This is a genomic window from Pseudomonas protegens (genome assembly GCF_003732485.1).
Lineage (GTDB): Bacteria > Pseudomonadota > Gammaproteobacteria > Pseudomonadales > Pseudomonadaceae > Aquipseudomonas > Aquipseudomonas protegens_B.
The window spans coordinates 5,129-18,467 of the sequence record NZ_MOAK01000032.1 but is presented as its reverse complement, the minus strand read 5'-3'; the positions used below and the strand labels follow the sequence as shown (position 1 = coordinate 18,467).

Here is a 13,339-nt window from a genome sequence, read left to right as displayed (position 1 = left end):
ATCGGATGCGGTTGTGAGCGACCCCCGGCCCGGGCTTGAACGCCATGGAACCGATGCTTTACAGGATGCTGGTCATTGGACCGGTCTCGAAAACAATCAGGGATCTGCCGTGTAACCCAGGCCTTTCCCGTCAGGACGATCCTTTTGCCTGTCCCCATTTACGATTCTCAACACACCCCGGGCGGTACCCTGAAACGCTTGCCGCTGCTCAAGGCTGCGGTGGCCTTCATCGCCACGGTGTTCCTGTGCCTGTGCGGTTTGCTCTACCTCCAGCTGGAGCAGTCCTGGCGCCATGACCTGGCGCAGGCAGAGGTCAACTCCACCAACCTGACTCGGGCCATTGCCCAGCAGGCGGAGGACACCTTCATGGAAGCCGACCTGGTGCTGATGAGTCTTTCCGAGTGGATCCAGACCATCGGCGAGGGGCCCCGGCAGCGGCTGCGCCTGCAACAGATCTTTGCCCGGCGGGTACAGGCCCTGGTGCAGCTCAGTGGGGTGTTTCTTTATGACAAGCAAGGCCAGTGGGTGGTCAGTTCCTTTAACGATTCGCCTCACGGCAAGGACGTGGCGGATCGTGACTACTTCAGGTTTCACCAGCAGAACGCCTCGCTTCAGGCCCATATCAGTCCGGCGATTCGCAGTCGCGCCAACGGCGAGTGGATCATTCCCATTTCGCGGCGGATCAATGACCAGAACGGCAACTTCCAGGGCGTGCTGATGGCCGGCATCAAGCTGGCTTATTTCGATCAATTCTTCAAAAGCTTCAATATCGATGAGCAGGGCACGATGTTTCTTGCCCTGTCCGATGGCACCCTGATTGCCCGGCGGCCGTTCGAGGAGCGGCAGGTGGGCGCCTCCCTGTCCCGTGGCGAGATCTTCAGCAAGTACCTGCCCGAGGCCACCTCCGGCAACGCCATGATCACCTCGATCGTGGATGGAGTGACACGCTTGTATGGCTATCGCCAGTTGCAGGCGTATCCGCTGGTGGTGGCGGCGGCAAACTCCAAGGATTCGATTCTCAAGGGCTGGTACGCCTCGGCCTATCAATCCACGGCCATCGTCGCTCTGGTGCTGCTGGGAGTGGGGCTGTTCGGCTGGGTGTTCGTGAGCCAGGTGCGCAACAACGAGCGGATCGAAACCGACCTGCGCAAGGCCCAGGAGGCGTTGGAGGTGATTGCCACCCATGACAGCCTGACCGGTTTGGGCAATCGGCGGCTGTTCGAGCGTTCCCTGGAGATCGAGTTCGGTCGCGGGGCGCGCCAGAGCACACCGCTGAGCCTGATCATGGCCGACATCGATTACTTCAAGCGTTACAACGATACCTACGGCCATGTGGCCGGCGACCATTGTCTGGCGCAAGTGGCCCAGTCCCTGAAGGGCTGCTGTCAACGCAAGACCGACCTGGCCGTGCGTTATGGCGGGGAAGAGTTCGCGGTGCTACTGCCCGATACCGATATCCACGGTGCCCTGGCCATGGCCGAGCAGATTCGCCAGAGCGTCATGGAGCGCAACATCAGCCACACCGGTTCTCCAGTGGGGCGCGTGACCATCAGCCTGGGCTGCTACTCCTTCGTCCCTGCGGGGCGCGACAGTATCGAAGTGTTCATTGAGCGGGCGGACGCCGCGCTGTATCAGGCCAAGGCCACGGGGCGCAACCGGGTGATGGCCCTGGCTGCGGAGAGCGCCGAGGAGTTGCTGCAGCGCTCCGATCGTTGAGTCATTGCCAGGCTTTGCAGAAGATCTGATTGGCGTAGGTATTGCCACCAAACTCATAGGTGGTGGTGCCTATGGCGTCATATCCCCGGGCCCGGTAGAAGGCCTGTGCCGAATGATTTTCCGACCAGGCGGTGAGCCACAGGCAGGGCGCCCCTCGCGCCTGGGCGAGGTTTTCGGCCTGTCGCAGCAGTGCCTGGCCGACGCCTTGTCGATGGGCGTGACGCTGTACATACAAACGCACCAACTCCATACCCTGAGCCAGATGTGCCTGGGGCGCCCGGGTGCTGGCGGCGATTTCCACGAAGCCCAGCAAGTGCCCATTGCGCTCTGCCAGCAGCAGGGTTCTGTGAGGCTCCGCCAGGCGCTGTTGAAACTGCTGAGGTGCGTAGACGCTCAAGGCTTCCTCGGCCAGATCGGCACGCATGCCGTCAGTGGCATAGGTGTCGAGGAAGACCTGGGTGGCGAGGCCGCTGATGCACAGGGCATCCTCATGGCGGCCTTGACGCAAGGAGAAGCTGGTAGGCATGACTGCATCCTTGTAGGTACTGCCGATAATCAGCGCGGCCAGGATTGGCCGAGCAGGTGTTGCAGATGCTGGCGTACGGCGGGCCACTCATCGTCGATGATGCTGAACCGTACGGAGTTTCGCTTGCGGCCATCGGGCATGATGCGCTCGTGACGCACTATGCCTTCCTGTTGCGCGCCGAGCCGCAGGATCGCAGCACGGGATTTATGGTTGATCTCGTCGGTGGTGAACTGCACCCGCACGCAGGCCATGTCTTCGAACGCGTGGCGCAGCATCAGGTACTTGGCCTCGGTATTGACGAAGCTGCGCTGCCAGCGCCTGGCAATCCAGGTACTGCCGATTTCCAGCTTGCGGTTGTTCGGGTCGATCTTCCAGAAGCGGGTACAGCCTATGACTTCGCCTGTGGACTTGAGCTGTGTGACGAAGGGTTGCACGCTGCCGGCCTCGCGCCCCTTGAGCGCCACCTCCAGGTAATGATCGATGGTGCCGGGAGAGGGCACCACGGTGAAGGGCAGGTTCCACAGTTCACCGTCCTGTGCGGCATTGACCAGTGCGTCGGCATCGCTGGCTTGCAGCGGACGCAGAATGATCCGCGGGCCTTCCAGTGGTTGCATGGCGTGTAGCTCTCCAGGTGGGCCGAAGGGGGCAGGGCGCTGGCTATTACAGAAGCACCGCCAGCCCTTGGCAAGAGCCAATCCGGGGCCAATGCAATAAAAAATATCAGCCGAATCGATTGTTGGAGTGCCTCGTTTCTGGCTTATACATATCCTCGACCTGGCAGGGGCCGGTGCCGGACAAATGGATCGGCACAAGAATCTCCGGAGCCCTGCGCGACACTCATTTCAAGGATTTGTGCATGAGCCAGCCGCACCTGATGAACGTTGACCTCTATTTGCGCCGACTGGGTTACCACAGCGCGCCGCCGCCGACCCTGGAAACCCTGCGGGAGCTGCAATGGCGGCATGTCTGCGAGTTTGCCTTCGAGAGCCTTTCCACCTTGCTGCGGCTGCCGGTGCCCATCGACCTGGGCACGGTGGAACGCAAGATTCTCCAGGAGGGGCGCGGCGGCTATTGCTATGAGCTCAATCAGACGTTCCTGGTGCTGTTGCTGCATCTGGGCTATGAGGCCCGAGGCATCACCGGGCGGGTGGTCATGGGGGGGCCGGAAGATGCGCTCACCGCGCGCAGTCACAGGTTGACGCTGGTGCACCTGGACGGGCAGCGCTATATCGCCGATGTCGGCTTCGGCGGCATGGTACCCACTGCGCCCTTGCTGCTGGATACCGAAGCGGAGCAGGCGACGCCCCACGAGCCCTATCGCATTACTGAGCGAGACGGCAGCTACACCCTGCGCGCCAAAGTCACGGATGAGTGGCGGGCCATGTACGTCTTCGACCTGCAAATACAGGGCGATGTGGACTACGAAATGGGCAACTGGTACGTCTCGACTCATCGGGATTCGCCTTTCCTCGGTCAGTTGAAGGTGGCGCTGATCGGGCCGGGGGTGCGTCGAACCCTGAATAACGGCAGCTACGCCTTGCATCGCATGGGGCTGCCCAGCGAGCGGCGGCAGATCACCGATGCGGAGGAACTGATGCAGTTGTTGCGGGACGAATTTGCCTTGCGTCTGCCGGAGCACCCCGAGCTGTCGCGAGTGCTCGATCGCTTGCTGGAGACCTGATCACAAGCTGCCGTATCGGGAGGCGGGAGCCCAATACGGAAGTGCTTCCCGATTAAATTCCCAGGTTGGTGCTCCATAGAATCCACCGGCAAACCGGCAATTTTCTATGGAGAGAATCATGCAAAAAATACATCGATCCACTGTGTCCGGCAGTACCGCAACACCGCTGAGGCGTTTCAAGCAGGGGCTGTTCGCCGCGCTGCTGGCAGTGCTCAGCCTGTGTTCCACCAGCAGCTTCGCGGTCCCCAACCCCGACGGCAACTACAACCTGAGCATGGACGCCCGGGCCGGGTCGCCCTATCCACCGTCCGACAACTACAGCGCCGATCTCAAGACTTCCGGGGTCGGGCCGGCGTTCACGGTGCCGGTGAGCCGACACCACATCATTGCCTATAACCAACTGCGGGATTTCTACATGTCCGTGGTGCAGCGTGGGCACTTGAAGGAACTGAAGGGCTTCTGGGACGGTTTTGGCGGGCGTTTCCTCAGCTATGGCCAGGACAATCGGGTCAACGTCACCCCGCCGGTGGCGGCGGACTATGACCAGGCCAAGACTTTGCTCGAGGAGATCGGTCGGGGCGTGGTGCGGGCCAATGCGGGTGTGCCGCCGCGGCCCCTGGGTTGGGATACCTTCCATGGCTTCTACACCTGGATGCCCTGGAACCTGTTTCTCGGTCCGAACGGTCGCAATGATGATCCGGGTGAGCAATTCGAAACCAATGCCCAGTACATCATCAATAACAAGGACACCTGGAACACCATCATCAATGTGCGCGACAACATGCTGAGTTATCAGCGTGACGGCAATGTGAAGACCCTGGCCACTATCAACTCGCAGTTGCTGCGTTTGTCGGCGCGGACCCGGGTCTATCCGCTGGTCAGCGATCAGTGGATTCGTATCGCACCCAATGTGTACAAGATCCGCGTGCCGGGCAACTGATTGGTCTTTTTGTGTGCAGCAAGGGTCGATCCAGTGAGTGGATCGGCCTTTTTTTTGCGTGGTATCTGAGCAAGTGTGGCTGGGCCTGGGGACGTCGGGTTGCTACACAGGCTCTGCCGGTCCGATGTGGGTTGGTGGCTCTGGGGCGGCCCTTGAGGCGGAAAAAAGGGTGATCCACCTAGCCGCCGCAGGGCTTTTTATCGGTGAATCGGCAGGGCGGAAGTGCCCGAAGGTTGATCGATAAACTGTATACAATCCTATGGACAGTTGTCTTTGTTGTTGCATACAGTGTGCGCATAACAAAAACAGGGAACCCCACACCATGAATACGCCCCAGGTTTCACAGCAACGTCCCGAAGATGAAAATTTGGGTATTGCCGCGAATATGGCCTATGGCCTGCAACACGTTCTGACCATGTATGGCGGTATCGTTGCGGTGCCACTGATCGTCGGCCAGGCGGCCGGTCTGTCGCCGGCGGAGATCGGCCTGCTGATCGCCGCTTCGTTGTTCGCAGGGGGGCTGGCAACCTTGCTGCAAACTCTCGGCGTGCCGTTTTTCGGCTGCAAGCTGCCATTGGTTCAAGGGGTGTCCTTTGCGGGCGTATCGACCATGGTGGCGATTGTCACCAGCTCTGGCGAGGGTGGCTTCCAGTCAATTCTGGGGGCGGTGATTGCCGCTTCGCTGATCGGCTTGCTGATTACGCCGGTCTTCTCTCGCATTACCAAGTTCTTTCCCCCGTTGGTCACCGGTATTGTCATCACCACCATCGGCTTGACGCTGATGCCCGTGGCGGCACGCTGGGCCATGGGCGGCAACAGCCGCGCGGCGGATTTCGGCAGCATGTCGAACATCGGTCTGGCGGCTCTCACCCTGGTGCTGGTGCTGCTGTTGAGCAAGATCGGCAGCGCGGCGATTTCCCGGCTATCGATTCTCCTGGCCATGATCATCGGTACGGTGATCGCGGTGTTCCTGGGCATGGCGGATTTTTCCAGCGTCACTCAGGGGCCGATGTTCGGCCTGCCCACGCCGTTCCACTTCGGCATGCCGACCTTCCATGTCGCGGCGATCCTGTCGATGTGCATCGTGGTCATGGTGACCCTGGTGGAAACCTCGGCGGACATCCTGGCGGTAGGTGAGATCATCCACACCAAGGTCGACTCCAAGCGCCTGGGCGACGGCCTGCGTGCCGACATGCTGTCGAGCATGATCGCGCCGATTTTTGGCTCCTTCACTCAGAGTGCCTTTGCCCAGAACGTCGGGCTGGTGGCGGTCACCGGGATCAAGAGCCGCTTTGTGGTGGCTACCGGCGGCGTGTTTCTGGTGATCCTCGGCCTGCTGCCCTTCATGGGGCGGGTGATCGCGGCAGTGCCCACCTCGGTGCTGGGCGGTGCGGGTATCGTGCTGTTTGGTACCGTGGCGGCCAGTGGCATTCGCACCTTGTCCAAGGTCGACTACCGCAACAACATGAACTTGATCATCGTCGCTACCTCCATCGGCTTCGGCATGATCCCGATCGCTGCGCCGAGCTTCTACGATCACTTCCCCAACTGGTTCGCGACGATCTTCCATTCGGGCATCAGCTCGTCGGCGATCATGGCGATCCTGCTGAACCTGGCGTTCAACCATTTCACTGCGGGCAACTCGGATCAGCAGTCGGTGTTCGTCGCCGGCACCGAGCGTAGCCTGCGCTTCCAGGACATTGCCGTACTGCGTGAGGGTGACTACTTCAGCGGTGGCAAGCTGCACGATGCCCAAGGCAATGAAGTGCCGATGGTGGCGGAGGTTTCGGGGCAGTCTTCGAATCCGCCGGGAGGCGGCTCGGCACCTGGCCATGCTCGAGGCAGTGCGCAAACCACGCACTGAATGCAATCATTGCGACATAAAGAAACGGCGCCTTCAAGGCGCCGTTTTTTATGGAAGAGTGATTATTCGAGGTTCTCCAGGGGTTCCAGGGCTTGCAGGATCTCGGGGTTGTCCTTGTACTGCTCGCGCAAGGTTGCGAGCTGGCGATCATGGCCGACGCAGACGTCATTGACGGCTTTCTCCAGTTCGGCCCGGCGCTCCTCGTCATACGCTTCCTCGCCGGCAAAGTGCTGGCAATCTTCGTGTCGCTGGATGAAGGCCGTGACCTCGGCCGGCAGCTGTGGGCCGCCGTAGTGACCGCCCAGTTGCAGGCGTTTTTCCTCGACCCAGCCACTGTAGTCCTCGCCGTTTTTGGCGATGTACATGACTTGGGCCCAGCCACTGTCGGTGGAGGCGTAGAGGGTCAGGCCGTCGCCGGCAATTACATAGAGCTTATGGTTCACGCAGGCGGCATTCGGTGCGCTGTGAAAGTGCAGCCGTCCTTCGCCTATGACCTTGGCTTCCAGGGGCGGCCTGTATTCGCCGGCTTCCAGGGAGGCGTTGTCGCTCAGGGTGGCGCAATCCACCGTGGAGGCGGCCAGGGCCGGCAGGGGTAACACAGACAACAGCCCGCACAGGGACAGGAGGCGCAGAGGTCGGTCCATCGCAGAGTTTCCATCAGGGGATTCGGATGGCGCGATGGTAAAGACAAAGTGGTGGCCTGTGAATTTTTCCAGGCCGCCACTTCGAGATGCCTGGCTTACTCCGTGGCCTTGCTGAACTGCCCCTGGCGCACCAGGGACAGAGCAAATACCACCACCACTGCGGCGGCTGTCGACAGGGTCAGGGGCAAGCCATAACTGCCGCCACTCATGGCGGCGCCACTGAGCAGCGGTCCCAGCAGGCTGCCGATGCCCCAGAGCAGACCGGCGCTGGCATTGGCGGTCACCAGATCCGCTCCGCTGAAGGATTGCCCGATCAGCACGATCGCCAGGGTGTAGATACCACCCGCCGCCGCGCCGAGGATGACCAGGCTTGGCCAGAGCAGGCCGGGGGATTCCATCAGTAGTGGCAGGCACAGGCCGATCAGCAGGGCGATGATGCCGCAGCCGAGGTAGATCCCCGGACGCCCCAACTTGTCCGAGAGCCAGCCCAGGGGGAACTGGAACGCCGTATCTCCCAGGAGAATGATGGTCACCATCAGTGCTGCCAGTTTGATGCTGTAGCCATGAGTGGCCGCGTACACCGGAAATAGCGACAGCACCACGCTGTCGAAGAAGGCGAAGAACAATATGCCCACGCACAGTGCCGGGGCGATGCGGATAAAGCCCAGCACCGAGAAGGTCCGGCTTTCCTCATGAGGGCTGGGGGTGTCCTCCTGGGGCAACGTCAGCCAGACCACGGCGATCGCCACTGCGTAACCGAGGCTGACGATGGCGAGTACCAGCGGCCCCTCGGTGCCCAGCAGTGACACCAGGCCCGGGCCCAACAGTTGGAAGAAGGTGAAACAGGTGGTGTAGACCGCCACCAAGCGGCCGCGGGTGGCGTCTTCGGCCATTTCATTGACCCAGGTTTCCCCAAGAATGATGATCAGCCCCGCCCCAAGCCCCATGGCGACCCGGGCCAATCCCAGGCTGAAGAGGCTGGCGTCGGGCAGTTCCAGGGCAGCCACGCTCAGGGCGCAGAGACTGAAGCACAGCAGATAGATCTGGCGCCGGGTCAGGCGCTGGCACAGGGCATTGACCAGGAATGCCGAAAGCATCATGCCCGCCGCAGGCAGGGCTGACATGATGCCGATCTGGTTGTTCGACGCGCCGGTCTGGTACAGGCGCAGGGCAAGGATCGGCACTGTGGAGCCGATGCTCAGGCCGACAATGGAAATGCCCAGGATCAGGGCGGCTAACAAGGCTTTGTTCATGATCAAGACTCGCGCCTGAAGGCTCAGGCGGCAAAAAATAGCGGTGTTGCACACGCTGCGTAACAACGCGCGTCGAGGTACGGGCGATGGCCGGGCATGTGCCATTGGCGTAGGGGCCGGCTTGCCGGCGAAGCAGTCATTGAGGGGGGCGTTGCTCTTCAGGACGTCTTCGCTGGCGAGCCAGTTCCTGTAACCGGCGCCAAAGATGGCGGCGCGGTGCCGGGCTCAATCGCGGCTAGCGAGTGCCCGCGTGCGGAGAGAAGGTGAAGGCAAACAGGACGCTACGGCGCCGACGATTGATCGCGCAGTCATGCTGGGCAACGGCCAGGGTTGCCGAGGGGCTCATCGAGGGGGAGGTGCATGGTGACTGTGCTGGCAGAAACATCACATCGTCTGGCTGCTTGGATAAAGAGGCGCACAGCCTACGTCAGGCCTTTGCGGCAACGCAACAGGATCGGTAAGAGGGGACTTCTGCCGAGCAACGGTGATGCATCCGCAAGTCTGACTGACAGGCGGATGGTTTATCGGTGGGGGATTGTTGCTTGAGCTGATTCGCCGAAAGAGCAGGGTGCTCCCATTAGGGAAAAGGCAAATCAGTGTAGGAATATGGCTCCACGACCTGGACTCGAACCAGGGACCCAGTGATTAACAGTCACTTGCTCTACCAACTGAGCTATCGCGGAATGCGCCGTATCTTACTGATTCAAAAAGGGAAGTCAAGTGTAAGTGGGGATTTTTTTTCGCGGTGGGCGATGAGCTGGATGGTGCGCCGGGGTTCTTTCAGTGAATTTTCCGCCTCTGGCACTTACCCGTGGCACAGAGGGGCTACCATGGCGCCCCGGAAGTGGTTTCACGCGCTGCCGGCCTCAAGCCGCAAAGGTACGCTTTTATGATGCGCTTCGATTTATCGCTGGTTCCCAGTCATTTTTTTGCACCGCGATGCGGGGTGCTGTCATGAGTATTGAGCAGATCAGCCTGCCCAAGGGCGTCGGGCCTCAGGCCGACAAGTTGTGGGGTGCCATTGCCCAGGCAACGACAGCGGCGGATCTGAACCGTGCCGCAGGCAAGGCCGAAGGTTTTGTCCTGGGGCTGGAAAGTGCCAAAGCCATCAAGAGCCAGGTCGCCGAGGCGTTGTACGTGGCCTTTGATGATGCCGCCAGTCAGCGAGTGCGTGAATTGGCGGCTTGAGTCGGTTCAGCCGCCAAAGGTCAGGGTGCCGAGCATCAGCTTGGCCATCAGCGATGTGGCTGCCAGTTGCACCAGCCACAGGGCCAGGCCACCGAGGAATACGCCGAGGGCGATTTGCAGCACCAGGCTCTTCTCGCGTTTCTGCGAGCGGGGCAGATAGTGCTCCAGTTCGTCGCGGTCGGCCCGCAGGTCATCGTTTTTCATCTGGGTTCTCGGTCGGCAGGGGAGGCGTGGCCTCAGTCTAGAGGATGCGGGGGCGGGACTGTGGAATAGCTGAGCGCGCACAAAAAAGGGGAAGCCCATGGCTTCCCCTTTTTACGCGACGGCTGTGAATCAGATCACCTGCAGGATGGCCTTGGTCACCACGTCGATGTTGTTCTGGTTCAGCGCGGCCACGCAGATGCGGCCGGTGTCCAGGGCGTAGATGCCGAATTCGTTGCGCAGGCGGGTCACTTGCTCAACGGTCAGGCCGGAGTAGGAGAACATGCCGCACTGGCGGCCGACAAAACTGAAGTCGTGCTCAGGGGCGCCTTTGGCCAGCAAGTCGACCATCTGGGTGCGCATGCCGCGAATCCGCACGCGCATTTGCGCCAGTTCCTGCTCCCACTGGGCGCGCAGTTCCGGGTTGTTCAGTACTGCGGCAACGATGGTTGCACCATGGGTTGGCGGGTTGGAGTAGTTGGTGCGGATCACGCGCTTGACCTGGGACAGCACGCGAGCGCTTTCTTCCTTCGAGCTGCTGACGATGGACAGGGCGCCAACGCGTTCGCCGTACAGCGAGAACGACTTGGAGAACGAGCTGGACACGAAGAAGGTCAAGCCCGATTCGGCGAACAGGCGCACTGCGGCGGCGTCTTCGTCGATGCCGTCGCCAAAGCCCTGGTAGGCCATGTCGAGGAATGGCACGAGGTTTTTCGCCTTGACCACTTCCAGGACGTTTTTCCAGTCCTGCGGGCTCAGGTCGACGCCGGTCGGGTTGTGGCAGCAGGCGTGCAGCACCACGATCGACTGGGCCGGCAGGGCGTTGAGGTCTTCCAGCAGGCCGGCACGATTCACATCGTGGGTGCCGGCGTCGTAATAACGGTAGTTCTGCACCGGGAAACCGGCGGTTTCGAACAGCGCACGGTGGTTTTCCCAGCTTGGATCACTGATGGCGACCACAGCGTTGGGCAGCAGTTGCTTGAGGAAGTCGGCACCGATCTTCAGTGCGCCAGTGCCGCCGACGGCCTGGGTGGTGACTACGCGGCCAGCGGTCAGCAGGGGCGAGTCGTTGCCAAACAGCAGCTTCTGTACCGCCTGGTCGTAGGCAGCGATACCGTCGATCGGCAGGTAGCCGCGGGAAGCGTGTTGAGCGGCGCGAATCGTCTCGGCTTCGACAACGGCGCGCAGGAGTGGAATGCGTCCCTCCTCGTTGCAGTACACGCCCACCCCAAGGTTGACCTTGTTGGTACGGGTGTCGGCGTTGAATGCTTCGTTGAGGCCCAGGATTGGATCGCGTGGTGCCATTTCGACAGCGGAGAACAGGCTCATTTTTACGGCGGCTCTGAATGGAGTGTGGAGGGACGTGTCGCGCTCCAGCCGAATGCACTAGAGCGGTGCACAAACGGGGAGCTAGTATAGAGGCCATCATCGCGGCGGGCGACAGCCGATTGACCTTTTGCAGCAAGTTTTTCGCTTTATTTTTCGACCGTTAGTCTTATTGCAACATCCTGGGTGTTAGGCAGGTGTCAGACCTTTCCCTTGAAAGCCGTGGTATTTGGCTCCACATCTAGCACATTCACGTTTTTTCCTCGGCGACATGGGTCGTACGCGGTCTTTCTCGTTCCTGTACGGTATCGCCGCGCACGAATGATCTCAGAGGTACGTTATGTCCGAATTCCAGCTAGTCACCCGCTTCCAGCCTGCCGGCGACCAGCCGGAAGCCATCCGTCTGATGGTCGAAGGCATCGAGGCCGGGCTGGCGCACCAGACCCTGCTCGGTGTGACCGGTTCGGGCAAGACTTTCAGCATCGCCAACGTGATCGCCCAGGTGCAGCGCCCGACCCTGGTGCTGGCGCCGAACAAGACCCTGGCCGCGCAGTTGTACGGTGAGTTCAAGGCCTTCTTCCCGAACAATGCCGTGGAGTACTTCGTTTCCTACTACGACTACTACCAGCCCGAAGCCTACGTGCCGTCCTCGGATACCTTTATCGAGAAGGACGCCTCGATCAACGACCATATCGAGCAGATGCGCTTGTCTGCCACCAAGGCGTTGCTCGAGCGCAAGGACGCGATCATCGTGACCACGGTGTCCTGCATCTATGGCCTGGGCAGTCCGGAAACCTACCTGAAAATGGTCCTGCATGTGGACCGCGGCGACAAGCTTGACCAGCGTGCCTTGCTGCGCCGCCTGGCGGACCTGCAATACACCCGTAACGACATGGACTTCGCGCGCGCTACCTTCCGTGTGCGTGGCGACGTGATCGACATCTACCCGGCGGAATCCGACCTGGAAGCGATCCGCATCGAGCTGTTCGACGACGAGGTGGAAAGCATCAGCGCTTTCGATCCCCTGACCGGCGAAGTGATCCGCAAGCTGCCGCGTTTCACCTTCTACCCCAAGAGCCACTACGTGACCCCGCGGGAAACCCTGCTGGATGCCATCGAGGGGATCAAGGTGGAGTTGCAGGAGCGCCTGGAATACCTGCGCTCCAACAACAAGCTGGTGGAAGCCCAGCGTCTGGAACAACGCACCCGTTTCGACCTGGAGATGATCCTCGAACTGGGCTACTGCAACGGCATCGAGAACTACTCGCGCTACCTCTCCGGCCGTCCCGCCGGTGCCGCGCCACCCACCTTGTATGACTACCTGCCAGCGGATGCGCTGCTGGTGATCGATGAATCCCACGTCAGCGTGCCTCAGGTCGGCGCCATGTATAAGGGCGACCGTTCGCGCAAGGAAACCCTGGTGGAATATGGTTTCCGCCTGCCATCGGCCCTGGACAACCGACCGATGCGTTTTGACGAATGGGAAGGCGTCAGCCCGCAGACCATCTTCGTTTCTGCCACCCCGGGCAACTATGAAGCCGAACACGCCGGTCGCGTGGTCGAGCAAGTGGTGCGTCCCACCGGTCTGGTGGACCCCCAGGTGGAGGTGCGCCCGGCCCTGACCCAGGTGGATGACCTGCTGTCGGAAATCACCAAGCGCGTGGCGGTGGAAGAACGAGTGCTGGTGACCACCCTGACCAAACGCATGGCTGAGGACCTGACGGATTACCTGGCCGATCATGGCGTGCGCGTACGCTACCTGCACTCGGATATCGACACTGTGGAGCGGGTGGAAATCATCCGCGATCTGCGTCTGGGCACCTTCGATGTGCTGGTGGGGATCAACCTGCTGCGTGAAGGCCTGGACATGCCGGAAGTGTCGCTGGTGGCGATTCTCGATGCTGATAAGGAAGGCTTCCTGCGCTCCGAGCGTTCGTTGATCCAGACCATTGGCCGGGCCGCGCGTAACCTCAATGGCCGGGCGATCCTCTATGCCGACC

12 protein-coding genes and 1 tRNA gene are annotated in these 13,339 nt (G+C 61.1%); 6 read left to right on the top strand and 7 right to left on the bottom strand.

From position 1 onward, the window contains the following. Positions 1–144: 144 nt before the first annotated feature. Positions 145–1,716, top strand: a complete 1,572-nt coding sequence (locus BLX41_RS04845; protein WP_123723985.1) for a sensor domain-containing diguanylate cyclase — start codon at positions 145–147, stop codon at positions 1,714–1,716. 1 nt (position 1,717) lies between these two features. Here the strand turns inward: BLX41_RS04845 and BLX41_RS04840 are convergent, their stop codons facing one another. Together BLX41_RS04840 and BLX41_RS04835 are read right to left on the bottom strand one after the other, a co-directional pair. Further along, the gene (locus BLX41_RS04840; RefSeq protein ID WP_123723984.1) at positions 1,718–2,242 is read right to left on the bottom strand and encodes a GNAT family N-acetyltransferase; all 525 of its coding nucleotides are present in this window, start codon (positions 2,240–2,242) and stop codon (positions 1,718–1,720) included. A gap of 29 nt (positions 2,243–2,271) precedes the next feature. After that, entirely contained in the window at positions 2,272–2,856 is a 585-nt protein-coding gene (locus BLX41_RS04835; RefSeq protein WP_123723983.1) for a GNAT family N-acetyltransferase, read from the bottom strand. 242 nt (positions 2,857–3,098) lie between these two features. Here BLX41_RS04835 and BLX41_RS04830 point away from each other — a divergent pair, with 242 nt between their 5' ends. The 3 genes from BLX41_RS04830 to BLX41_RS04820 all read left to right on the top strand — a co-directional run bounded on the left by BLX41_RS04830 (position 3,099) and on the right by BLX41_RS04820 (position 6,727). Beyond that, entirely contained in the window at positions 3,099–3,923 is an 825-nt protein-coding gene (locus tag BLX41_RS04830) for an arylamine N-acetyltransferase family protein (protein WP_123723982.1), read from the top strand. A 118-nt stretch (positions 3,924–4,041) separates the two neighbouring features. Beyond that, complete coding sequence (locus BLX41_RS04825; protein ID WP_148059684.1) at positions 4,042–4,863, top strand: hypothetical protein; 822 nt, start codon at positions 4,042–4,044, stop codon at positions 4,861–4,863. 322 nt (positions 4,864–5,185) lie between these two features. After that, entirely contained in the window at positions 5,186–6,727 is a 1,542-nt protein-coding gene (locus BLX41_RS04820) for a nucleobase:cation symporter-2 family protein (protein WP_123723980.1), read from the top strand. Positions 6,728–6,789: 62 nt separating this feature from the next. Here BLX41_RS04820 and BLX41_RS04815 read toward each other — a convergent pair whose 3' ends face one another. The 3 genes from BLX41_RS04815 to BLX41_RS04805 form a co-directional block, all read right to left on the bottom strand. After that, on the bottom strand, positions 6,790–7,371 hold the full coding sequence (locus BLX41_RS04815) for an SH3 domain-containing protein (RefSeq protein WP_123723979.1): 582 nt from the start codon (positions 7,369–7,371) through the stop codon (positions 6,790–6,792). A 95-nt stretch (positions 7,372–7,466) separates the two neighbouring features. Next, positions 7,467–8,624, bottom strand: coding sequence for an MFS transporter (locus BLX41_RS04810; protein WP_123724048.1), 1,158 nt, complete (start codon positions 8,622–8,624; stop codon positions 7,467–7,469). A gap of 607 nt (positions 8,625–9,231) precedes the next feature. Continuing rightward, a tRNA-Asn gene (locus tag BLX41_RS04805) sits at positions 9,232–9,307 on the bottom strand. A gap of 271 nt (positions 9,308–9,578) precedes the next feature. On the opposite strand from BLX41_RS04805, the gene BLX41_RS04800 reads away from it, so the two are divergent. Beyond that, positions 9,579–9,812 (top strand): hypothetical protein, encoded by a 234-nt coding sequence (locus BLX41_RS04800; protein WP_123723978.1) that lies wholly within the window; start codon positions 9,579–9,581, stop codon positions 9,810–9,812. A gap of 6 nt (positions 9,813–9,818) precedes the next feature. On the opposite strand, the gene BLX41_RS04795 is transcribed toward BLX41_RS04800, so the two are convergent. Both BLX41_RS04795 and BLX41_RS04790 read right to left on the bottom strand, forming a co-directional pair. Beyond that, positions 9,819–10,016: a hypothetical protein gene (locus BLX41_RS04795; protein ID WP_011060362.1), complete on the bottom strand. Its 198-nt coding sequence runs from the start codon at positions 10,014–10,016 to the stop codon at positions 9,819–9,821. Between the two features lie 129 nt (positions 10,017–10,145). Beyond that, positions 10,146–11,342 carry an amino acid aminotransferase gene (locus BLX41_RS04790; protein ID WP_123723977.1) on the bottom strand — a complete coding sequence of 399 codons (1,197 nt, stop codon included), beginning with the start codon at positions 11,340–11,342 and terminating at the stop codon, positions 10,146–10,148. Positions 11,343–11,679: 337 nt separating this feature from the next. On the opposite strand from BLX41_RS04790, the gene uvrB reads away from it, so the two are divergent. Continuing rightward, the coding region (gene uvrB / locus BLX41_RS04785) for an excinuclease ABC subunit UvrB (RefSeq protein WP_259744421.1) at positions 11,680–13,339 on the top strand (1,660 nt) is incomplete at its 3' end.